This is a genomic window from Cupriavidus sp. FW305-46 (assembly GCF_058787075.1).
The window spans coordinates 1-22,592 of sequence record NZ_JBYSZI010000018.1 but is presented as its reverse complement, the minus strand read 5'-3'; the positions used below and the strand labels follow the sequence as shown (position 1 = coordinate 22,592).

Here is a 22,592-nt window from a genome sequence, read left to right as displayed (position 1 = left end):
GCGGCCGTGCTGGCGGAAACGATCGGCGCGGCTTCAGCCGAGCGCGACGTTCCAGGCGTCGTAATCGTACACCCAGTCGGCATTGCCGCCTTCCTTCAGCCAGGCATTGCTGCGCGAGCCGATCTGGATGCGGCTGGTGCGTTCGAGGCGCGCGGCCTGGTAGCGTGCCAGTGCGGCGGGCACGCCTGCGGCACCGCCGGGTGCGGCATCGGCAAGGCAGCGCGCCAGCACCACGCCGTCTTCAATCGCCATGCCGGCGCCCTGCGCCATGAACGGCATCATCGGGTGGCAGGCGTCGCCCATCAGCGTGACCGGGCCGGCGCACCATGCCGGCAGCGGGTCGCGCACGTACAGCGCGGAGATCAGCACCTCGTCGCAGGCATCGAGCAGTGCGCGCGCCTCGGGGTGGAAGCTGGCATAGGCGCTGCGCAGGTCTTGCACGCGGCCCGGCGTGGTCCAGGACTCATGGCGCCAGGCTTCCTGTGCGACGGTGGCGAAGATAAAGATGTCGCGGCCGCGGTTGAGCGGGAAGGTGACGATCTGCGTGGCGGCGTCGGGGCCCCACCATTTGGTGAAGGCGCCCAGGTTAGGCACGCCGGCGAGGCGCTCGGCGGGAACGACCGCGCGGTAGGCCACCACGCCGGTGAAGATCGGGCTTTCCTGGCCGAACAGGGCGGTGCGCACGGTCGAGTGGATGCCGTCGGCGCCGACCAGCACGTCGACGCGCTCCTGCGCACCGTTGGCGAAGCGCAGCGTGGCGCCATCGGCATGCGGCTCGATGGCCACGGCCTTGTGGCCAAGGCGCACGCATTCGGCCGGCACGGCGGCTTCCAGTGCGGTCATCAGGTCGGCGCGGTGCATGGTCAGCTGCGGAGCGCCGTAGCGGCGCTCGGCGTCTTCCTGCATCGGCAGGCGGGAAGTTTCTTCGCCGGTGTCCCACGTGCGGCTGATGCGGTGGCTGGGGCGTGCGGCGGTTTCGCGCAGGGCGTCGCCGATGCCTAGCCCGTCGAGCGCGCGTACGGCGTTGGGGGTCAGGTTGATGTCGGCGCCTACGCGGGCGAAGCGGGGGGCTTGTTCGTAGACGATTGCGTCCAGGCCGAGCTTGCGCAGTGCGATGGCTGCGGCGAGGCCGCCGATGCCGGCGCCGTTGATTCCGATCTTGAGGGGCATTTGGTCTATCTGCTTGGTTGTGTTCAAAAATGAACTATATGTTCATAAAAATATATGAGCGTAGAGGTAACCAGTCAATTAAGGGTGAACCCCTAGGGAGTGGTTTTCAGTCCTTTGGTGAGCTGGGGGCAATGCGGTCGGTTTGTGGCTTCTGGCAGCGTGGCTGTTTCGCCGGCGTATCCGGCGAGTCACTTTTTGTCCGAGCGACAAAAAGTAACCAAAAAACGCGTCGCCTATGCGGCTGGCAATAAATTCCACGGTGTTGGTGGTTCGCGCGGTGGTGGTTTCCGTTCCGCGTGGTTGGCCGTTCGACCCTGCTACGCCATGTGAGTTAGGGACAGTGCCTGCGTTAACCCACTATTGAACGATCCCCAGGGCGTAGGCCGCCTGCTGCCAGCCGTATCGCGGGGACGCCTACGGCTGCTACGCAGGCTCAAAATGCGCTGACGGTCATTGGGCGCTTGCGCGGAGCGCAGCCGAAGGCGTTGATGCGATATCGCCGGCCCAAAAAAAGCAGCCGCACACGGCGGCTGCTCTTGAAACCATCACTGGTACACGAACGCTCAAAGCCCCAGCACGAGCTTGGCAATGATATTGCGCTGGATCTCGTTGGACCCTCCGTAAATCGACGCCTTGCGATAGTTGAAATAGCGCGGCGCGAGCACGGCAGCATATTCAGGCCCGACACGCGGCGCGGCCTCGCGTCCCTGCAAATGAGCCCAGGTGTCCTGCACGAACGGCAATGCCGCCGGGCCTGCAGCTTCCACGGCAAGTTCGCTGGCCGCCTGCAGGGCCTCGGTGCCCGTGAGCTTCAGCATGCTCGACGCAGCCCCGATCGAGGTTCCGGATTCCACGCCTGAGAACACCCGTAACTCAACCGCTTCCAGCGCGGCAGCACGCAGGTGCAGCGCCGCCAGCTTGCGGCGGAAGGCGGGATCGTCCAGCAGGCGGCCACCGTCGTCGGCAGGCTGCTCTGCCGCAATCTCCGCGATCTTCGACAGTTGCTTGCGCAGCATCGGGCTATACGTACCGCCGCGCTCGAACTCCAGCAGGTACTTGGCGTAGGTCCAGCCCTTGCCTTCCTCCCCGATGCGGTTGGCTGCCGGCACGCGCACGTTCTCGAAGAAGACCTGGTTCACTTCCTGCTGGCCGGTCATGGGGCCGTCCAGCGTCGGCAGTGCCGACACCGTGATGCCGGGGGTATGCATGTCGAGCAGCAGGAACGAAATCCCTTCCTGGCGCTTCGATTCGCGGCTGGTGCGCACCAGGCAGAACATCCAGTCGGCCCACTGCGCATGCGTGGTCCAGATCTTGGAGCCGTTCAGGATGTAGTGCTCGCCGTCGCTGTCGGTGCCGTGGTCGGCGCGCATCTGCAGCGAGGCCAGGTCGGAGCCGGAGTTGGGTTCGGAATAGCCCTGGCACCACCACACGTCCGAGCTCAGGATCGGCGGCAGGAAGCGCTGCTTCTGTTCGGGCGTGCCGTACTTCATGATCACCGGCGCCACCATCTTCAGGCCCATCGGCGACACTGGCGGGCAGCCGGCGGCGGCCAGTTCCGACTGGAAGATAAAGCGCTCGGTCGAGCTCCAGCCCGGGCCGCCGTATTCTTTCGGCCAGTTCGGCGCGGCCCAGCCGCGCGCGTGCAGCGCCTTCTGCCAGCGCAGCTGCGCGGCCTTGTCGAGGTAGCCGTTCTTGGACTGCGTCATCATCGCGCGCAGGTCGGCGTCATAGGCCTGGGCGATCCAGGCGCGCACGTCTTCACGGAACTGCTGGTCTTGCGGGGAGAAATCGAGATTCATCGACGGGCCTCGCTGGGTATTCGTCTGGGTTCGGGGATACCGGCTTCAGGCCGCGGCCTGGGCGGGGTAGAGCAGGTCGGCGTAGCGGCGCAGGTGGTGCTCGGCCGAGCCCAGCTGCAGGTCGATCGCGGTGACGCGCTTGAAGTAGTGGCCCACGGCCAGCTCTTCGGTGACGCCCATGCCGCCGTGGATCTGCACCGCCGCCTGGCCGACAAAGGCACCGGCCTGGCCGGCCTGGATCTTGGCCGCGCACGCCGCCTGGGCGCGTGCCTGCGGCGCGCCGGCCGCCTGCATCGCCGCCACCTGGGTCAGCGCCACGGATTGCTCCAGCTGCATGTACATGTCGGCCATGCGGTGCTGCAGCACCTGGAAGGTGCCGATCGGCACGCCGAACTGCTTGCGCTGGCGCGCATAGTCGATGGTGTCGGCCAGCATGCGCGCCATCGCGCCATTGGCTTCGGCACAGAGCGCGACCATGGCTTCGTCGCACAGCTGTTCGATCAGGGCAAAGGCTTTGCCTTCGGCGCCGATGCGCTGGCTGGCCGGCACCTGCACGTTGTCGAGCAGCACCTCGGCGGCACGCAGGCCGTCGAAGGTCGGGTACTCGCGCAGCGTTACGCCCGGCGTGTCGCGTGCAATCCAGAACAGGCTGATGCCATCCCGGTCGCGGCGCGCGCCGGAGGTGCGGGCGCTGACCACCAGGTGGGTGGCGAACGGCGCGCCAACCACGGCGTGCTTGTGCCCGCTCAGCTTGTAGCCGTTGCCCTGGCGCGTGGCGCTGGCCTGCACGTCGTGGCGGCAATAGCGGCTGGCGGGTTCGGCGTGGGCCCAGGCGGCGGTGGCTTCGCCGCCGATGATGGCCGGCACCCACTGCGCGGCCAGCTCGGGGCTGCCGTGCATCAGCGCGCCGCCGCCCAGCACCACGGTGCCCAGGTAGGGCTCCAGCGCCAGGTGGCGGCCCAGTTGTTCCATCACGATCATGTGCTCGGCCGCGCCGCCGCCCAGGCCACCGAGCGTCTCGGGGTAGGCCGCGCCGAGAATGCCGAGCTCGCGGGCGAATGCGCGCCAGCAGTCCGGGCGCCAGCCCGCGGCGGACTGCACGGCAGCGCGGCGGGCTTCGAAATCATAGTGGTCGGCCAGGTAACGCGCGAGCGTGTCGCGCAGCATCGACTGTTCTTCGCTGAACTGGAAATCCACCTTGGCTCCTTCGGAATGGGGGTGAGGCGTGATTGCGGTAGTCTGGCGGGCATCATCCTGCCAGGCCGCCTAGTGGCGCATCGTCGCATCGGACGAAGCTGTCCCGGCGCGCCCGCGGCCCTGTTTTGCGGCACTGCGGCAAAACGGCGGCGGTGCCGCTTCGTCGCTTCCGACGATGGTTGAACCGGCTGGGGTTCCGAGAATGCGGTACCGGCATCCGCCAACACACCGACACCCTCGAGGAGTCCAACGCCATGCATCCGCACATCCACGCGCAGCGCACACCCGAAAAGCCAGCCGTCATCATGGGTGGCAGCGGCGCAGTCGTCACCTACCGTGAACTGGACGAACGCTCGAACCAGGTCGCCCACCTGTTCCGCAGCCAGGGACTGCAGCCCGGTGACCGCGTGGTGTTCATGGTCGAGAATCATCCGCGCCTGTTCGAACTGTGCTGGGGCGCGCAGCGCAGCGGCATTGTCTATGTCTGCCTGAGCACGCGGCTGAACGTGGCCGATGCCGCCCACATCATCAATGACAGCGGCGCCAGGCTGCTGGTCACCACGCACGCGCAGGCCGAGGTTGCGGCTGCCCTGGTCGGGCAGACGCCGGCCTTGCGCGGCAGGTTGATGCTGGACGGCACCGTGCCGGCCTATGACGCGTACGAGACCGCGCTGGCGCGCTGCCCGGCAACGCGCATCGATGACGAAGTGACCGGCGGCGACATGCTGTATTCGTCCGGCACCACGGGCCGGCCCAAGGGGGTGTATGCGCCGCCGTCGAGCCCGAATATCGACGATCCCACGACCCTGACCAGCCTGTGCCAGCGGCTCTATGGCTTCGATGCCGAGACGCGCTACCTGTCGCCCGCGCCGCTGTACCACGCGGCGCCGCTGCGCTACAACATGACCGTGCAGGCGCTGGGCGGGACTGCGGTGGTGATGGAGCATTTCGATGCCGAGCACTACCTGCAGCTGGTGCAGCAGCACCGCATCACGCATACGCAGCTGGTGCCGACGATGTTCTCGCGCATGCTCAAGCTGCCCGAGGCGCAACGCCAGGCCTATGACGTGTCGTCGCTGCGCGTGGCGATCCACGCGGCCGCGCCGTGCCCGGTGCAGGTCAAGGAAGCCATGATCGCGTGGTGGGGGCCGGTGATCTGGGAGTACTACGCCGGGACGGAGGGCAACGGCGTGACCGTGGTCAGCACGCCGGAGTGGCTGGAGCGCAAGGGCACGGTGGGCCGGGCCATGGTCGGCAAGCTGCGCATCTGCGGGCCGGACGGCGCGCTGCTGCCGCCGGGCGAATCGGGCACGATCTACTTTGCCGAAGGCCGCGACTTTTCGTACCACAACGACGAGGCCAAGACCGCGGAGTCGCGCCACCCGCAGCAGCCTGACTGGAGCACCATCGGCGATGTCGGCTACGTGGATGCGGACGGCTACCTGTACCTGACCGACCGCAAGGCCAACATGATCATCTCGGGCGGCGTCAACATCTACCCGCAGGAGGCCGAGAACCTGCTGATGACGCATCCCAAGGTGATGGACGTGGCCGTGATCGGCGTGCCCAACGAGGACTTCGGCGAAGAGGTCAAGGCCGTGGTGCAGCCGGCCGACATGGGCCAGGCCGGTCCCGAGCTGGCCGCGGAACTGATCGCGTTCTGCCGCGCCAACCTGTCGGCCATCAAGTGCCCGCGCTCGGTCGACTTCGCGTCGGAGCTGCCGCGCCTGCCGACCGGCAAGCTGCTCAAGCGGCTGCTGCGCGACCGCTACTGGGCCGGCCACGCCAGCAAGCTGGTGTAGGCCACTTGCCGCCGCCCGCATTTTCGCGAGTGCGGCGGTTTACGTCATAATCCTCCGTTACATCACAGCCACGGCCGCCCGGCTGCATCCGCAGCGCGGGCGGGCGCATCGCGCGGCCTGCAACGGCAGCGATGTGCGGGAGACGACAACAGCCAATGGCAAGTATCGAGGAGACCGGACGGCGCGCGCCGCCGCCCGCCGGCGCCGCATCGCTGGCGGCCAAACTGCGTCCGCCGCTGCTGACCCCGTTCCAGGTCGAGCGCGCGGCGATCTGCGAGGCCGTGTGCGCGGCCGGTTTCGTCAAGCTTGTGCTGGTGCGTGCACCGGCGGGCTTCGGCAAGACCACGGCCATGCTCCAGTGTCGCGCGCGCCTCGAGGCCGCGGGCGGGCGCACCGCCTGGCTGACGCTGGATCGGTCGGACAATGATGCCTCGCGCTTTCTGGGGTCGGTCGAAGCTGCCATCGCGCAGGGCCTGGGCGGCGGCGGCCCCGGCCGGTCCGCGCACGCGACGCTGGCACAGGATCCCGGCGAGCAGGCGCTCGCGCTGATCGACCGCCTGGCCAGCCATAACGGCGCCTTCACGCTGTTCCTCGATGATTTCGAAGCGATCCAGAACGCCGCCGTGACCGGACTGGTCTGGCAACTGGTGGAAAGCCTGCCGCCCGGCTGCCGCGTGGTAATCGGCACGCGCTGGGTGCCGGAATCCGGCCTGGGCCGCCTGCGCGCGCGCGGCGAGCTGCTTGAGATCGAACCCGCGCAGCTGCGTTTTTCCGCCAGCGAAACCGCATCCTTCCTGCGCCATGCGCGCGGGCTGAAGCTGGAGCAGGCGGCCATCAGCGCGCTGCACCGGCGTACCGAGGGCTGGGCCACTGCCTTGTGGCTGGCGTCGGTCGCGCTGGAGCGGCGCAGCCAGCCAGAGGGTTTTATCGCCGGCTTCTCCGGCTCCAACGCGGCGATTGCCGACTACCTGGTCGAAGACGTATTCCTGCACCTGCCCGAGGCGGTGCGCGACTTCCTGCTGCGCACCTCGATCCTGGACCAGTTGTGCGGGCCGCTGTGCGACGCCGTGTGCGAGCCCGCGACAGCTGGCAGCAGCGACGAGATCCTGGCCTGGCTGGAGCGCGCCAACCTGTTCCTGCTGCCGCTGGAGAGCGAACGCTATGGCGAGCGTGGCTCCGGTGCGGCATCGGAGCAGTGGTACCGCTATCACAGCCTCTTTTCCGGCTTCCTGCGCGGCCAGCTGGCGCAGGCCATGCCTGACGCCGTGCCGCAGCTGCACCTGTCGGCATCGCGCTGGTATGAGTCGCAGGGGCGCCCGGTGCCCGCCATCGAGCATGCCTTCGCGGCCGGTGCGCTGGCGCGCGCGCTGCCGTTGCTGGACGGCGCCGCGGACGACCTGCTGGCGCAGGGCCGCATGCGCCTGCTGACGCGCTGGCTGGAGGCGGTGCCGGCGGAAGAACTGGCGCGCTGGCCCAAGCTGCAGATCGCGCGCGTGTGGGCGGTGTCGTTCACGCGCGGCCCGGCCGAAGCCATCGCCCTGCTGCAGCAGATCCCCACCGAGGGCGCGGCCGGCGACCTGCTGGCGCATATCCGCGCGCTGCGCCACATGCTGCTGAACATGATGGACCGCTTCGACGATGCGCGCGCCTTCGCCCGCAATGAGCTGCCGCCGTTGCCGATGGGCTATGCCTTCCCCGATGCGATCCTGGGCACGTCGATGGCGCGCCTGGCTGCAGTCGCCGGCGACTACCCGGAGGCACGCCGGCTGCTGCAGGTGGCGCGGCACGCGGTGCGCGGCTCGGACAGCAATTTCAACAAGATTTTCTCGGAATCGGTCGAAGGGCTGATCGACCTGCGCCAGGGGCGGCTGCAGCAGGCCCTGGCACGGTTCCGCATCGCCGCCAGCACGATGCTGCCGAACCGCTTCGGGCCCACCAACGGCAATGCCATGGCCGGCATCCTGCTGGCCGAAGGCCTGTACGAGAGCGGCGATTCCGAGCGCGCCAGCCGATTGCTCAACGTCTACCTGCCGCTGTCGCGCGACCTCGGGCTGCCGGACCAGATCATCACCGGGCACACGGTGCTGGCCCGCATTGCCTTCGAGCGCGGCGAAGCCGACCAGGCGCATGAATGGCTGGCGCAACTGGAAGCGCTGGGGCACCACCGCGGGCTGACGCGGCTGGTGATGGCGGCAATGCTGGAGCGCGCACGGCTGGCACTGCGCCAGGGCAATGTCCACGCGGCGCAGGAGGCGATCGAACGCGCCGCCGATCCGGCGCTGTGGCGCACGCGGCCCGGGGTCAGCTCCTTTGCCAGCGATGTCGAGGACATCACCCTTGGCCGGCTGCGGCTGGACCTGTATGCGCGCCCGGGCACGCCGGTGCGCGAGGCCATCGAGCGCGAGCTGGCGGCTGCCGCCGGCAACCAGCTGATGCGCCGCGCGCTCAAGCTGCGCATCCTGCTGGCGCAGGCGTGCCAGCGCACCGGCGACGGCGCGCACGCGCTGGTGGTGATGGGCGAGGCGCTGCGTTTCGGCGCTGCCGAAGGCTTTGTCCGCATCTTTACCGACGAGGGCGACGATGTGCGCAGGCTGGTGGCCGATGCCTGCTCGCGCCAGTCGGCCAGCCTGCCTGCTCCCTATGTGGAAAAGCTGCTGCAGGCCTGCGGCCAGGCCGGGGGCGAGCAGGCCGCCGGTGCCGGCCGGCCGGCGCCGGCCGCGCTGGTGGAGCCGCTGACGCCCAAGGAGCAGAAGGTGCTGCACCTGCTGGCCGAGGGCTATTCCAACGTGGCCATGGCCGAGCGCCTGTTCGTGTCCGAAACCACGGTGCGCACGCACCTGCGCAATATCAGCGCCAAGCTGCACGCCAGCAACCGCACCCAGGCGGTGGCCATCGCACGCCAGCTCGGGCTGCTCTGAGGCCGCGCGCGCAGGCCAGCCCGCGCGCGCGGTTGCGGCTCAGATGCCCATGAACTCCGTGAATTCCTCCAGCGGCGCGCGCACGGCATGCAGCTGGTTGGCGGGCGCCTCGGGATCCTCGTAGCCGATTGCCATGCCGGTGAACAGCATCCGTTCGGCAGGCAGCGACAGGAACTTGCCAATGGTCTGCGGGTACATCGCCCAGCATTCCTGCGCGCAGCTGTCCAGGCCTTCTTCACGCAGCAGCAGCATCACGGTCTGCAGGTACATGCCCAGGTCAGACCATTGCGGCGGGCCCATGCGGTGGTCCACGGTGCAGAACAGTGCCAGCGGCGCGCCGAAGAAGGTGAAGTTGTTGGCAAACTGCGCCAGCCGCCGCGCCTTGTCCTCGCGCGGGATGCCGAGGTAGTGGTAGAGCGCCTCGCCCACCTGGAAGCGGCGGTCGCGGTAGGGCGAGACCAGCTCGCGCGGGTAGATGTCGTACTCGCGCTCTTCACCCGCGGGCGCCTGGGCGATGCGCTCGCGCATGATGGCGCGCAGCCCCTCCAGGGCTTCGCCGCCGACGACATGGATATGCCAGGGCTGCAGGTTGCCCCCGGAGGGCGCGCGCGCGGCGGCGTCGAGCACGCGGCGGATGGTGTCGGGCGCAACGGCCCGGGGCAGGAAGCCGCGGACGGACTTGCGGCTGGCGACGGCTTGGCTGACTTTCATGCGTATTCCGGAAAAGTTGATCGACGGGCGCGCTTCAGATGAAGGGCGGCTCGCTGGTCCAGTCGAAGAAGTCCGGCATGTCGTGCGACACGGTTTCCGGGAAGGCGGCGGGACGTTTCTCCAGGAAGGCGCTGACGCCTTCCTTCACGTCGGCGGAGCGCCCGCGCGACTGGATCGCGCGGCTGTCGAGCTTGTGCGCTTCCATCGGGTGGCTGGCGCCGGCCATGCGCCAGATCAGCTGGCGCGAGATCGCTACCGAAACCGGCGCGGCATTGGCGGCGATCTCGCGGGCAATGGCCTGGGCGGCAGGCAGCAGGTCTTCGGGCGCGTGCAGCGAGCGCACCAGGCCGCGCTCATGCGCTTCCTGGGCCGAGAACACGCGGCCGGTATAGCACCATTCCAGCGCGGTCGAGATGCCGACCACGCGCGACAGGAACCACGACGACGCCGCTTCGGGCGTGATGCCCCGGCGCGCAAAGACAAAGCCGAACTTGGCGTCGGTCGATGCCAGCCGGATATCCATCGGCAGCTGCATGGTCACGCCCACGCCGACCGCGGCGCCGTTGACCGCGGCGATCACCGGCTTGAGGCTGCGGAAGATGCGCAGCGAGACGCGCCCGCCGCCGTCGCGGTGCGCGCTGTCGGGGCTGGCGCCATAGCGCTTCTCGAAGTCGAAGGTGGAACTGCCGCCGGACAGGTCGGCGCCGGCGCAGAAGGCCCGGCCCGAGCCCGTGACGATCACGGCGCGCACGTTGTCGTCGGCATCGGTGGCGTCGAACGCGGCGATCAGCTCATGCATCATCTGCGCGGTGAACGCATTGAGCTGGTCCGGGCGGTGCAGGGTGATGGTGGCGACACCGTCTGCAACGGCGTAGCGCAGGGTTTGGAACGAAGGCGTGGCTTGCGTCATGGGGGGCTCCTGCCGGGATTGCTGCAAACAAGGGAGGAAGGGTGCCGGGGCGGGGCGCCGGCACGGGGCTCGGTCAACACTAGTGCAGAATGCGCCGCCCGCAATCGTCGCTTCCGACGAGGCTCGGAATTGGCACCTGGCCGTAGACTGATCCCGATCAAGCGGCAGGGCCGGCACTACCGCGCGCCTGCCGGCGCAGACAGCAAAGGGACAACCATGAAGACACGAATTACCGAACTGCTTGGCATCCGCTACCCGATCATCCAGGGTGGCATGCAATGGGTTGGCTACGCCGAGATGGCCTCGGCCGTTTCCAACGCCGGCGGGCTGGGCATCCTCACGGCGCTGACGCAAGCCACGCCCGAGGACCTGGCCGAAGAGATCCGCCGCTGCCGCGAGATGACCGACAAGCCGTTCGGCGTGAACCTGACCCTGCTGCCGTCGATCAACCCGCCGCCGTACGCGCGCTACCTCGACGTCATCATCGAGAGCGGCGTCAAGGTGCTGGAAACCGCCGGCAACAACCCCAAGGAACATATCGCGCGCGCCAAGGCCGCCGGCATCAAGGTGATCCACAAGTGCGTGGCGGTGCGCCATGCGCTGTCGGCCGAGCGCCTGGGCGTGGACGCGGTGTCGATCGACGGCTTCGAGTGCGCCGGCCACCCCGGCGAGGACGACGTGCCCGGCATGGTGCTGATCCCGCAGGCGGTGCGCAAGCTGTCGATCCCGGTGATCGCCTCCGGCGGCATCGCCGACGGGCGCGGCATGGCGGCGGCGCTGGTGCTGGGCGCCGAGGGCGTCAACATGGGTACGCGCTTCTGCGCCACGCGCGAGGCGCCGATCCACGACAACGTCAAGCAGGCGCTGGTGCAGGCCAGCGAGCGCGACACCAACCTGATCTTCCGCACGCTGCACAACACCGCGCGCGTGCTCAAGAACGCCGTGTCGGACGAGGTGGTGAGCATTGAGCGCCGCCCGGGCGGCGCGCAGTTCGAGGACGTCAAGCACCTGGTCGCCGGCGTGCGCGGCAAGGCGGCGCTCAAGGCGGGCGAGACCGACGGCGGCATCATCAGCGCCGGCCAGTGCGTGGGCCTGATCGACGACGTGCCCAGCTGCGAGGAGCTGATCACGCGCATGGTGGCCGATTGCCGCGAGCACCTCAGCGTGGCCTCGCGCTTCTTTGCCTGACGCCATGGCCGAGGCTGAAATCGAGGCGGCGATGACCCGGGCCATCGCCGCGCCGGGCGAAGCTGCCGGCGGGGACGTGCCGGAGGGCTTCGTCCCGGTGCGCCGCATGAGCGGCTACATGGCGGGCTTTGGCCAGCTCTACCTGCATGCCGGGCGCCGCACGCTGGCGGTGCGCATTGACGAGAGCCACCTGAACAACCTGGGCATCCCGCACGGCGGCATGCTGGCGACGCTGGCCGATACCGCCATCGGCATGATGATGTCGCTGGAAACCGGGCGCTCCAAAAGCGCGGTGACCGTCAACCTGAGCCTGGACTACCTGGATTCCGCGCGCCTGGGCGACTGGGTCGAGGCCCGCGTGGAGTTCGACAAGCTCGGCTCGCGCCTGCGCTACGGCACCTGCCGGCTGGTCAGCGGCGAGCGCTGCCTGCTGCGCGCGACCGCGATCTTTGCGGTGCTGGCGCCGCGCACCTGAGGCCTGCGGCAAACTTCGTCGCTTCCGACGACGCTTGCCACTGCCCGCAGCGCAACAATGCAAAGCGACACTGCCGGCGCCAGATGCCGGCACTCCGGACAACACCATGGCTGCCCCGGCAGCCTGCACCGAACCAAGGAGATCACATGGCAGAGGCATATATCGTTGCGGCGGTCCGTACCGCCGGCGGCCGCAAGGGCGGCAAGCTGTCGGGCTGGCATCCGGCCGACCTGGCCGCACAGGTGCTGGACGCGCTGGTGGAACGCACCGGTGCCGACCCGGCGCTGGTCGAAGACGTCATCATGGGCTGCGTGAGCCAGGTCGGCGAGCAGGCCGGCAACGTGGCGCGCAATGCCATCCTGGCCTCGCGCCTGCCTGAAAGCGTGCCCGGCACCTCGGTGGACCGCCAGTGCGGTTCGTCGCAGCAGGCACTGCACTTTGCCGCGCAGGCAGTGATGTCGGGCGCGATGGACATCGTCATCGCTGCCGGCGTGGAAAGCATGACGCGCGTGCCGATGGGCCTGTCGTCGCAGCTGCCGGCCAAGAACGGTTTCGGCGTGCCCAAGAGCCCCGGTGTCGAGGCGCGCTACCCCGGCGTGCAGTTCAGCCAGTTCACCGGCGCCGAGATGATCGCGCGCAAGTATGACCTGTCGCGCGAGCAGCTGGATGCCTACGCCCTGCAGAGCCACCAGCGCGCCATCGCCGCCACCAAGGCGGGCCGCTTCACTGCCGAAATCCTGCCGGTGGAAGTGCGCACGGCCGACGGTGCCAATGGTGAAATGCACACCACTGACGAAGGCATCCGCTATGACGCCACGCTGGAAAGCATCGGCAGCGTCAAGCTGATCGCCGAAGGCGGCCGCGTGACGGCTGCCTCAGCCAGCCAGATCTGCGATGGCGCCGCCGGCCTGATGGTGGTCAACGAGGCCGGACTGAAGAAGCTCGGCGTCAAGCCGCTGGCGCGCGTGCACACCATGACGGTGATCGGGCATGATCCGGTGGTGATGCTGGAAGCGCCGCTGCCGGCCACGGAGGTCGCGCTGAAGAAGGCGGGCCTGCGCATCGGCGATATCGACCTGTTCGAAGTCAACGAAGCCTTCGCCCCGGTGCCGCTGGCCTGGCTGAAGGCCACCGGCGCCGATCCGGCGCGCCTGAACGTGCATGGCGGCGCGATCGCGCTGGGCCATCCGCTGGGCGGCTCGGGCGCCAAGCTGATGACCACGCTGGTGCATGCGCTGCATACGCACGGCAAGCGCTACGGCCTGCAGACGATGTGCGAAGGCGGCGGGCTGGCCAACGTGACCATTGTCGAGCGCCTGTAAAGCTGTGAGACTCGCTGCGCGCCGCACAGGCACGCAGCGCATGAATTGCAGCAGCAAGGAGTGGTAAAGGGAGAAGGACCGGCGGCGCGGGCAGCCGGAAAAAAGGCCGCGATATTCGCGGCTTTTTTTGTTTACGGTGTGTCGCGCGTCAGGCGAACGTCACTGCGCTGCGCCGGTCGGCGCGTTCCAGGTGCGGCACGTTGTTGAAGCTCAGCAGCCGCTGCACGCCGCGGCCGACGATGATCTCGCAGAACGCCGTGTTGCGGAACTGCAGGTTCATCTCGATGGCGGCCTGGGCCGGTGCGCCAAGCAGGTCGGCCGTGGCGCGGCCGATGGCGCCACCGGAGCTCACCACCAGGATGGCATCCTCGCGCGTCGTGCCTTCGCTTGCGTGCGCGAGGGCGCCGTTAATGCGGGCGCCGAAATCGGCCCAGCTCTCGGGCATCTCGGCCAGCCCGTCCTGGGTCCATGCCGCGTAGGCGGCGCGGAAGGTGCGCCAGTAATCGTTGTAGTCGCCGTTCTGGTGTGCGCGGTGGTCGGCGCCGCCGGTGTGGCAACGGTACAGCGCCTCGCCGTCGTATTCGTTCAGGCCCGGGTGCGAGACGATCGCCGCCTGCGGCTGACCCATGCCGGCCAGGATCTCGCTGGCGGTGTCCTGCTGGCGCACCAGCGTGCCGGCTACCACGCGGCTGAAGCTGACGCCGCGCTCCTGGAAATACTCGCCCAGCCAGCGCGCCTGCTGGCGGCCGGTCGGCGACAGGCAGTCGTAGTTGGCGGCGCCAAACGAGGCTTGTCCGTGCCGGACGAGGAAAAGCGTGGCCATGAGCGGTCCCGGTGAACGTTGAGGCGGATAGGGCTGCGCCCGGCGCGCCGTTTCGCGGCAGGCCGGGGGCGCCGGGCACGGAACCCGGCGTGGGCACATTCTAGGGAGGTCCGGCGCGCCAGCCAAGCAAGCGCTGCGCAATTCATGGCAGCCATGGCCTGGCTGCATTACCGCGGCTGGCGCGGGCCGGTCGTGTGCTCAGGCCGGCTCTGCGCAGGTGATGCCGAGATAGCCGGCCATCAGGCGGTTGAGTTCCGGGATCATCTGTTCGTCGTCGAGGTGCAGCGGGCCGGAATCGTTGAGCACGGCATTGACCAGCACACTGAACACCGCCTGCATGGCAAAGCGCACGCGCAGCTCGGCGGTCTCGGCAGGCATCGCCAGCCGCGGCACCAGCAACTGCACCATGCGCTCCACGATGGCTTCGCCGCTCTGGCGGTGGGGCACCCATTCCTCGGGCCGCGTGGACGCATGCCGCAGCGACGCGCGGATCACGCCGCGGTTGGCCAGGGTGCCGAGCACCATGAAGCGCGCGGCCTTTTCCAGCAGCACCGGTGTCGGCACGTCCTCCCAGCGCTCCTGCGCCAGGTAGCGCTCGGTCGACGCTGCGGTTTCTTCCATCACCAGCGCGCGCAAGGCCTCGAAATAGGCCATCTTGTCGCGGAAGCGCCCATAGAAGGCACCCACCGACACCTGGCACGCCGCGGCGATCTGCGCCACGGAAACCGCGGCAAAGTCACGCGAGGCAAGCAGTTCCCGGCCCGCGCCCAGCAAGGCTTGTTCGGTCTCGCGCGCACGGCGCTGGCGCGGCGGCTGCAGGATCGAGGGCGTATCGATACGGGGAAAGGAGGCGTTGGCGGTGAAGCCGGATTGGGTCGCTGACATGGGCACTCCGTATTCGAATTCGGATTCGATTTTGAAAATACCGGTGCGTGCCACGACGCGTCAAGGATTTTGTCGGGTGGCAGCCCGGCGTGACGGGTGGGTGGGCTGCGCCGGAGGTGGCGTTGCGGCGCGCATGCGCCGCTTGCCTCGGCGCGGGTCAGAGCGAGCCGAACACGGTGCCCAGTCCGTAGGTGAAGGCTGCCGCCATGCCCCCGATCAGCACCTGCCGCAGCGCCGAGAACCATCCCGGGCGGCCATTGAACGACGAGGTGCCCCAGCCCACCAGGCCAAGGCCGGCCAGGCACGCGACGATGCTGCCGAGTTGCGCCGATGGCCCTGCGGTCACGAGGAATGGCAGCAACGGCACCAGCGCACCGCTGCTGTACAGCACGAAGGAAATCACCGCTGCCTGCACCGGGTTGCCGCCGCGCTCCTGCGGGTTGATGCCCAGCACTTCGCGCGCAAAGGTGTCCAGGGCCGCGCGCGGGTTGCGCATGATCTCGTCGGCGGCGCGCTCGGCATCGGCCGGCAGCACGCCCTTGCCCTCGATCACCGTGACCAGCCGCTGCCGGGCCCGGGTGGCATCATGCGCGAGCTCGTGCGCCATGTCGCGCAGGCGCTTGTTGTTCATCTCGCGGCTGTTGGTCACCGACAGCCATTCGCCCAGCGCCATCGAGCAAGCGCCGGCCGCCAGGCCCGCCAGCCCGGCCAGGATGACGGCCTCGCGCGAGGCCGCCGCGCCCTCCAGGCCCATCACCAGGCAGAAGCTGGACACCAGCCCGTCGTTGACGCCCAGCACGGCTGCGCGCAAGGCGTTGCCGCTCGGTCGATGGATCAGGCGCCGCACGCGGGAGCCGAAGCCGGTTGGAGTGGGGGCGCTCGACAGGGGCATGGTCTTTTGGCGATGGAACGTTGTCAGTTGAAGCGCGGGCCCAGGTCATCCCGCATCCATTCGATAAAGGCGCGCGTGCGTGCCGGCAACAGCCGTGCATGGGGATAGATCAGCGACAGCGGCCATGCCGGCTGCTCGAAATCCTGCAGCACGATGCGCAGTTTGCGTGCTTCGACCAGTTGCGCGACCTGGTAGGACAGGAAGTGGCCGAAGCCCGCGCCTTCGGCACAGGCAGCCACGGCGGGCGCGGTCTGGTTGAATTCCAGGTTGCCGCTGACCTGCACGTGGAACTCCCGGCCGGCTTCCTGGAAGGTCCACCAGTGCGCGTGGTTGCCGGTGAAGCGCACGCAGTTGGCGCTGGCAAGTTCCTCGGGATGGCGTGGCACGCCGTGCTTGCGCAGGTAGGCGGGCGTGGCCACCACCACGCGGCGGATGCTGCCGACGGTCTGCGCCACCAGCGTGGAATCAGCCAGCGGGCCGATGCGCACGCCCACGTCCAGGTCTTCTTCAAGCAGGTTCACCACGCGGTCGGTGAACTCCATGCGGCAGCGCACGCGCGGATAGCGCTGCACGAAACGCGTGACCGCCGGCGCCACATACATCTGGCCGAACAGCACCGAGGCGGTCAGCGTGAGCTGGCCGCTGGGTTCGACATGGCTGGCGGTCAGGCCGGCCTCGACCTCGTCGATGGTGGCCAGGATGCGCCGGCAGCTGTCCAGGTAGCTGCGCCCCTCGCCGGTCAGCGACAGCCGCCGCGTGGTGCGGTTGAGCAGCCGGACCTGTAACTCGGATTCCAGTGCCGCCAGCGTGCGCACCACCGCCGGCAACGAGGTATGCAGCGTCGTCGCGGCTGCCGTCAGGCTGCCCTCGTCGACGATCCGCACAAAGGTCTGCATCGCGCGTAGCTTGTCCATGGCGCCACACATTACTCCATTCTTTGGAGTAGTCAAATATCAATTGCCCTATTTATTGCAACGGCTTCGGCGCCCAGAATCCGGCTATCCCAACCGTTGAGGAGAGTGCCATGCAAGAAACCAATCGCCCCGCCAAGCCGCTGGTGCTGTACCGCTCGCCGGTGTCCGGCCACGCCCATCGCGCAGAACTGTTCCTGGGGCTGCTGGGCTTGCCCTGCCGGCTGGTGGACGTCGACCTGCGCGGCGGCGAGCAGCGCAGCGAGGCCTTCCTGCGCCTGAACCCGTTCGGCCAGGTGCCGGTGCTGGATGACGACGGCGTGATCGTCGGCGATTCCAACGCCATCCTGGTCTACCTGGCCACGCGCTATGACCACGGCCGCTGGCTGCCGCGCGACCCGGTGGGCGCGGCGCGCGTGCAGCGCTGGCTGTCGGTGGCCGCCGGCGACATTGCCTTCGGGCCGGCGGCGGCGCGCCTGGGCGTGCTGTTCGGCAGGCCGGTGGCGATGGACGATGCCGTCGCCCGCGCGCAGCGGCTGTTCACGCTGATGGAAACCCTGCTCGCCGGGCAGCCGTTCCTGGCGGCCGACCATGCCACCATCGCCGACGTTGCCGCCTACAGCTATATCGCCCGCGCCGAGGAAGGCAACGTGCCGCTGGTGCCGTACCCCGCGCTGAACGCCTGGCTGCGCCGCATCGAAGCCTTGCCCGGCTTCGTGCCGATGCTGGTGTCGAAGGTCGGCCTGGCGGCGTAGCGCCTGCCGGACCCGCGTATCGCCAATCGATCCGACAAGGAAAAGGAGCTAGTCATGGATCTGCCCACATGGCCGCACGCCGGCCTGCCATTCCACGCCGGCGAACTGGCCGCCCAGGAGCGCGCCGGCAAGCGCGAACGCATGGCCGCGTCCGGCCCGCGGGTGATCCGTGGCGAGATGCCGGAGCAGCACCGCACGTTCTTTGCGCAGCTGCCGTTCCTGCTGGTTGGCGCCGTCGATGCCGACGGGCAGCCCTGGGCCACGATGCTGGCCGGGACGCCGGGGTTTGCGCATACGCCTGACGCCACCCACCTGCGTATCGACGCCGTGCCGCTGCCCGGCGACCCGGCGGCCCCGGCGCTGGCGCAGGGCGCGCGCATCGGCCTGCTCGGGATCGAGCTGCCTACGCGCCGGCGCAACCGCATGAACGGGGTCATCGTGGCGCGCGACGAGGGCGGGATGACGGTCGAGGTCGAGCAGAGCTTTGGCAACTGCCCGCGCTATATCCAGTTGCGCGACGTGAGCCTGGCCGAGCCGGCGCCCGCGCCGCCCGCCTGGCACGGCGACGCGCTGGACGAGCAGGCGGTGGCCTGGCTGCGCGGTGCCGATACCCTGTTCATCGCCACCAGCCACACCGCATCGCCGCAGGACGAGGGCGAGCACACCGGCGGCGCCGATGTCTCGCACCGCGGCGGCAAGCCTGGCTTTATCCGCGTCGACGAGGCCGGCACGCTGACATTCCCGGACTTCAACGGCAACAACTTCTTCAATACGGTCGGCAACCTGCTGGCCAATCCGCGAGCCGGGATCGTGGTGCCGGATTTCGTCGATGGCTCGCTGCTGCATGTGGGCGGGCGCGCCGAGGTGATCTGGGAGGGCGATGAACTGGCGTCATACGCCGGCGCCGAACGGCTGGTGCGGCTGCATGTCGAGCGCGTGGTGCGGCGTGCGGCGGTATTGCCGCTGCGTTTCGGTTTTCGCGAATACTCGCCGGTGCTGGCGGACACGGGCGCGTGGCCGGTGCGTTGAGTCCGGTAGTCCGGGAGATTGTCATAAAAATGACATCAAAAAGTCACAAAAGAGTCACAATGGCGGCTGGCGATTGTCCGTAGCACCCGGAACCAGGGCGCTGGCGGGCAGCCCTGTATCAAGGAGAAATCAACCGTGGACAAGACGAAGAACAAGCCGCAAGCCCGCCGGGACATCCTGAAACACGCACTGCTGGCCCTGGCCGCCGCGCCGCTGGCGCTGGCGGCGGGGGCCGCGCAGGCGGCCTGGCCGGAAAAGCCGATCCGGCTGGTGGTGGCATTCCCGCCCGGCGGCCCGGTCGACACGCACGCGCGCCTGCTGGCCGAAAAGCTGCAGCCGATCCTGGGCCAGACCATCGTGATCGACTACAAGGCCGGCGCCGCCGGCAATATCGGCTCGGACAACGTCGCCAAGTCCGCGCCCGACGGCTACACGCTGCTGCTGGCCAACACCGGGCAGATGGCCATCAACAACTCGCTCTATCGCAAGCTGCCCTACAGCATGCCGAAGGACTTCGCGCCGGTGGCACGCACGGCGCTGATCCCGCTGGTGATGGTGGTCAACAACAACGTGCCGGCGCGCGACCTGAAGGCGTTCATCAGCTATGCCAAGGCCAACCCGGGCAAGCTGAACTTTGCCTCGGGCGGCAATGGCGGCATCTCGCACCTGATGCCGGAAATGTTCAAGCAGGCTTCGGGCACGTTCATCGTCCATATCCCGTACAAGGGCAGCTCGCCGGCGCTGACCGACGTGATGGGCGGCCAGGCGCAGATGATGGCCGACTCGATCCCGCTGTTCACGCAGTACATCAAGGCGGGCAAGGTGCGTGCGCTGGCGGTGACCTCGCCGCAGCGCTCTCCCGCGCTGCCGGATGTGCCGACGATGCAGGAAGCCGGGCTGAAGGGCTTCGAGGTGGTTGGCTTCTACGGCATGCTGGCGCCGGCGGGCACGCCCAGGGACGTGGTCTCACGCCTGTCCGGTGCCTTGCGCACGGTGCTGGCCGACCCCGACACCAAGGCGAAGCTCGAGCAGCAGGGTGCCGAGCCCGCGTGGCAGTCGCCGGAGGCATTTGCCGCCACGATCACGGCCGAGCAGAAGCGCTGGGGGCAGGCAGTGAAGGCGTCGGGCGCAAGTATCGACTGAGCCGGGCTGGTACCCGCGGGTGCCGTGGCTCAGCTGCGGCCCCGATATTTCAGGCTGGCGCAGTGGCCGACGAGCGCGGTGATGCAGCAGGCATCGCCGCGCCATTCGCCGCCGATGACGATGCCGTCCTGGCCGGTCACCAGCTTGCGCTGGCATTGGCCCGGCACCGGCGTGCGCTCCATGCCGGCATCGCGCGGGCCGCTGCCCGGGGCGCGCGCGGGCGCAACCGAATCGTTCCAGACATAGGCCGTGCCGGAGGGCAGGGCCTGCACCGCTTGCGGCGGACCCCACTGGCGCTTCGCCTCATCGACGGGGACGTTTTTCCAGGAATCGAAGACGTCCTGCATGGCGCTGGCCTCCAGGCCGGCGCAGGCACCGGTGATGGCAGCCGCCCACAAGACGGCCAGGCTTGCACGCACGCTGACGGCGCCGCGGGCCGTTTCGGCCGGAAGGATTGGGTTGGCTGGCATGTAGGCTCCGCATCGGCGCAGCCGGCTGCAAGGGCCGGCCTGTGCAGGCTAGCGGAGCCGCGTGCCTCGCTGCAAGCGTGCTCTGCGCGATGACGCACAGAGCGTGGCCGGCTTCAGTCGGAGAACAGGCCCAAGGGGTGCTGTGCGGCAGCCGGCGGCGCCTTGCGGGCGGTCTGCCCGCCCGGGATGCGTGCCGGGCGTGGCGCCTCGGCGGGGGCCTCGGGGGCGGTCAGCGTGAACGGCCTGTGCACGGACAGCGGCACCGCCTGCGGCATCCATTGCGCCAGCCGCGGCGCGAGGATCTGGTATGTATCGAGGTCGAAATGCGCTGGTGCTGCCGCCAGCGCCTGCGCTTCTTCCAGTGTGGCTGCGCAGCCCAGGTAGCACCAGTCGTCGGCGACATGCCACCAGGTGCGTCCGTCGTGCTGCTCGCGCCAGGCGGCCGGGCCATCGAAGGGCCAGGGTATCAGCGCGATCGGCGCCAGCGCGGCGGCCAGCCGGGCGCGGTGCGCGCCCGACGGCTCGGCGCCGACGCAGGCACCGGCGCAGCGATGGACCTGGCGCGCAAAGCAGGGGCTGCCACGGCGGGTGGTTTTCTCCAGCGACAGCGTTGCCAGGCACAGGCCGTGTTCCTGCGCCAGTGCGCGCAAGCGAGCCTCGGCCGCGCCGCGGCTGCCGAACACGCCGAACAGGTCTCGATGCCGGCAGAAATCCGTATCTCGATCCGAGCGCAGGCGTGGCACCGGCAACTGCTGCGGCAGTTCCCAGGCATAGAGCCGGGCATTGCAGCGCAGCAGCTGGTTGTGCACCGGCTGCATCGCCTTGACCAGCCGGGCTTCCAGCAGCAGCGCGCCGGTCTCGCCGCCGGTCTCGCGCCATTCCACACGGCGTACCAGCCGGGCCAGCCGCATGTCCTTGCCGTACCGGTAGTCGCCGGAGAAGTGGGCGCCGATCCGTTGGCGCAGGTGCACGCTCTTGCCGACATAGAGTGGCACGTCCTGGTCGCCGTAGAAGATATAGACACCGGGCGCCGCCGGCACGTCTTCCAGCGCGGTTTCGTCCAGGCCGGCCGGCAGGCTGGCCCGCCGCACCAGCGTGCGCACGGCTGATTCCACCAGGTCGACGGAATACGTGGCATGGATCTTCTGCCAGAACTGCCACAGCAGCTCGGCATCGGCCAGCGCGCGGTGGCGGCCCTTGGGCGTCAGGCCGAAGCGCGCGATCAGCGCATCCAGGCCGTGGCGTTCCACGGACGGGAACAGCGAGCGCGACAGTCTTACCGTGCACAGCACGTCGGCCCGGAAGGTCACGCCGGCACGCCGGAAGGCGTTCTTCAGGAAGCCATAGTCGAAGCGCGCGTTGTGCGCCACGAACAAGCGGCCTTGCAGGCGTTCTGCAAGCGATTCCGCCAGTGACTCGAAGCTCGGCTGGCCGCGCACCATCTCTTCGGTAATGCCAGTCATGCGCTGGATGAACGGCGGGATCGACATGCCGGGGTCGAGCAGGGTGTCCCATTCAATGATGCCGTCCGGGCCGACTTCGACCACGCCGATCTCGGTAATGCGGTCGCGCTGGGCGTCCGCGCCGGTGGTCTCCAGGTCGACAAAGACAATAGGGCGCGACAGCGCCGCGGCGAGAGCTTGGGCGTCGAGCAGGCGCGCCCCTTCCGATGGCAGGTGCGACGGCAGGTAGGTAGGCATGTCAGGCATCTGCCGATTCTAAGGGGGCGCTGATGGTGGCACGAAGAAGTTTTCAAAAACCCCTTGCCAACCCCGCTGCGGTCACTTAATATTCGCCCCCTCGCAACACAACGCAGCGCTGCAAAGCAGACGCAGCAAGGGTTGCGGGGTCGACCGGGATGGTTGGCGCAGCGAAGTTGGCGCGCTGGCCGCAGCAAAAAAAGATGCTGAAACGGTTGACGAAACGAGGAAAGCTCTGCATAATCTCATTTCTCTGCTGCAGACAACGCAGCGGCGCTGAACGGCAAAGCCGGCGGCGAAGTTCTTTAACAACCAAACAACCGATAAGTGTGGGCGCTGGGTAGCGGACGCCACTGTCTTCGGACAGTGTTGCTTCACAAGTTATACAGTGCTCGCACAGCAAAACGTGACTGGGTCTTCGGATCTGGTCAGTCAGTTTTCTGAGAGTGAGCGACCGCTCGAAAGAGCGAGGGAGCCGCGAGGCTTCCACAC

At 68.6% G+C, this 22,592-nt stretch carries 20 protein-coding genes; 8 read left to right on the top strand and 12 right to left on the bottom strand.

From position 1 onward, the window contains the following. Positions 1 to 33: 33 nt before the first annotated feature. From AC3WON_RS11200 to AC3WON_RS11190, 3 genes are all read right to left on the bottom strand, one after another. Positions 34 to 1,170, bottom strand: a complete 1,137-nt coding sequence (locus tag AC3WON_RS11200) for an FAD-dependent monooxygenase (RefSeq protein WP_492321242.1) — start codon at positions 1,168 to 1,170, stop codon at positions 34 to 36. A 563-nt stretch (positions 1,171 to 1,733) separates the two neighbouring features. Then, complete coding sequence (locus AC3WON_RS11195; protein ID WP_492321241.1) at positions 1,734 to 2,969, bottom strand: acyl-CoA dehydrogenase family protein; 1,236 nt, start codon at positions 2,967 to 2,969, stop codon at positions 1,734 to 1,736. Between the two features lie 45 nt (positions 2,970 to 3,014). Further along, complete coding sequence (locus tag AC3WON_RS11190; RefSeq protein WP_492351836.1) at positions 3,015 to 4,166, bottom strand: acyl-CoA dehydrogenase family protein; 1,152 nt, start codon at positions 4,164 to 4,166, stop codon at positions 3,015 to 3,017. Between the two features lie 254 nt (positions 4,167 to 4,420). Between AC3WON_RS11190 and AC3WON_RS11185 the strand changes: the two genes are divergently transcribed. Both AC3WON_RS11185 and AC3WON_RS11180 read left to right on the top strand, forming a co-directional pair. Further along, positions 4,421 to 5,968, top strand: coding sequence for an AMP-binding protein (locus tag AC3WON_RS11185; RefSeq protein ID WP_492321239.1), 1,548 nt, complete (start codon positions 4,421 to 4,423; stop codon positions 5,966 to 5,968). A 155-nt stretch (positions 5,969 to 6,123) separates the two neighbouring features. Beyond that, entirely contained in the window at positions 6,124 to 8,886 is a 2,763-nt protein-coding gene (locus tag AC3WON_RS11180; RefSeq protein WP_492321238.1) for a winged helix-turn-helix domain-containing protein, read from the top strand. Between the two features lie 39 nt (positions 8,887 to 8,925). On the opposite strand, the gene AC3WON_RS11175 is transcribed toward AC3WON_RS11180, so the two are convergent. Together AC3WON_RS11175 and AC3WON_RS11170 are read right to left on the bottom strand one after the other, a co-directional pair. Beyond that, positions 8,926 to 9,597 carry a nitroreductase gene (locus AC3WON_RS11175; RefSeq protein WP_492351835.1) on the bottom strand — a complete coding sequence of 224 codons (672 nt, stop codon included), beginning with the start codon at positions 9,595 to 9,597 and terminating at the stop codon, positions 8,926 to 8,928. Between the two features lie 34 nt (positions 9,598 to 9,631). Continuing rightward, entirely contained in the window at positions 9,632 to 10,507 is an 876-nt protein-coding gene (locus tag AC3WON_RS11170; protein ID WP_492321236.1) for a crotonase/enoyl-CoA hydratase family protein, read from the bottom strand. Between the two features lie 216 nt (positions 10,508 to 10,723). Here AC3WON_RS11170 and AC3WON_RS11165 point away from each other — a divergent pair, with 216 nt between their 5' ends. From AC3WON_RS11165 to AC3WON_RS11155, 3 genes are all read left to right on the top strand, one after another. Continuing rightward, positions 10,724 to 11,695 (top strand): NAD(P)H-dependent flavin oxidoreductase, encoded by a 972-nt coding sequence (locus tag AC3WON_RS11165; protein ID WP_492321235.1) that lies wholly within the window; start codon positions 10,724 to 10,726, stop codon positions 11,693 to 11,695. Positions 11,696 to 11,699: 4 nt separating this feature from the next. Further along, positions 11,700 to 12,170, top strand: a complete 471-nt coding sequence (locus tag AC3WON_RS11160; RefSeq protein ID WP_492321234.1) for a PaaI family thioesterase — start codon at positions 11,700 to 11,702, stop codon at positions 12,168 to 12,170. Positions 12,171 to 12,316: 146 nt separating this feature from the next. Next, a complete protein-coding gene (locus AC3WON_RS11155; protein ID WP_492321233.1) occupies positions 12,317 to 13,492 on the top strand; it encodes an acetyl-CoA C-acetyltransferase in 1,176 nt (391 codons plus the stop codon). Positions 13,493 to 13,640: 148 nt separating this feature from the next. On the opposite strand, the gene AC3WON_RS11150 is transcribed toward AC3WON_RS11155, so the two are convergent. The 4 genes from AC3WON_RS11150 to AC3WON_RS11135 form a co-directional block, all read right to left on the bottom strand. Next, positions 13,641 to 14,315: a histidine phosphatase family protein gene (locus tag AC3WON_RS11150; RefSeq protein WP_492321232.1), complete on the bottom strand. Its 675-nt coding sequence runs from the start codon at positions 14,313 to 14,315 to the stop codon at positions 13,641 to 13,643. Positions 14,316 to 14,513: 198 nt separating this feature from the next. Next, positions 14,514 to 15,200 (bottom strand): TetR/AcrR family transcriptional regulator, encoded by a 687-nt coding sequence (locus AC3WON_RS11145; RefSeq protein WP_013952396.1) that lies wholly within the window; start codon positions 15,198 to 15,200, stop codon positions 14,514 to 14,516. A 157-nt stretch (positions 15,201 to 15,357) separates the two neighbouring features. Next, the gene (locus tag AC3WON_RS11140; RefSeq protein WP_492321231.1) at positions 15,358 to 16,092 is read right to left on the bottom strand and encodes a VIT1/CCC1 transporter family protein; all 735 of its coding nucleotides are present in this window, start codon (positions 16,090 to 16,092) and stop codon (positions 15,358 to 15,360) included. Positions 16,093 to 16,115: 23 nt separating this feature from the next. After that, positions 16,116 to 17,018: a LysR family transcriptional regulator gene (locus AC3WON_RS11135; protein WP_492321230.1), complete on the bottom strand. Its 903-nt coding sequence runs from the start codon at positions 17,016 to 17,018 to the stop codon at positions 16,116 to 16,118. Positions 17,019 to 17,116: 98 nt separating this feature from the next. Here AC3WON_RS11135 and AC3WON_RS11130 point away from each other — a divergent pair, with 98 nt between their 5' ends. From AC3WON_RS11130 to AC3WON_RS11120, 3 genes are all read left to right on the top strand, one after another. Continuing rightward, positions 17,117 to 17,758, top strand: a complete 642-nt coding sequence (locus tag AC3WON_RS11130) for a glutathione S-transferase family protein (protein WP_492351834.1) — start codon at positions 17,117 to 17,119, stop codon at positions 17,756 to 17,758. 54 nt (positions 17,759 to 17,812) lie between these two features. Further along, complete coding sequence (locus AC3WON_RS11125; RefSeq protein WP_492321228.1) at positions 17,813 to 18,787, top strand: pyridoxamine 5'-phosphate oxidase family protein; 975 nt, start codon at positions 17,813 to 17,815, stop codon at positions 18,785 to 18,787. 135 nt (positions 18,788 to 18,922) lie between these two features. After that, the gene (locus AC3WON_RS11120) at positions 18,923 to 19,930 is read left to right on the top strand and encodes a Bug family tripartite tricarboxylate transporter substrate binding protein (RefSeq protein ID WP_492351833.1); all 1,008 of its coding nucleotides are present in this window, start codon (positions 18,923 to 18,925) and stop codon (positions 19,928 to 19,930) included. A gap of 29 nt (positions 19,931 to 19,959) precedes the next feature. On the opposite strand, the gene AC3WON_RS11115 is transcribed toward AC3WON_RS11120, so the two are convergent. From AC3WON_RS11115 to AC3WON_RS11105, 3 genes are all read right to left on the bottom strand, one after another. Continuing rightward, a complete protein-coding gene (locus tag AC3WON_RS11115; RefSeq protein ID WP_492351832.1) occupies positions 19,960 to 20,400 on the bottom strand; it encodes a hypothetical protein in 441 nt (146 codons plus the stop codon). Positions 20,401 to 20,513: 113 nt separating this feature from the next. Next, entirely contained in the window at positions 20,514 to 22,109 is a 1,596-nt protein-coding gene (locus AC3WON_RS11110) for an exonuclease domain-containing protein (protein WP_492321225.1), read from the bottom strand. A 76-nt stretch (positions 22,110 to 22,185) separates the two neighbouring features. After that, positions 22,186 to 22,592 (bottom strand): hypothetical protein (locus tag AC3WON_RS11105; protein WP_492351831.1); only part of this gene is annotated, 407 nt, incomplete at its 5' end.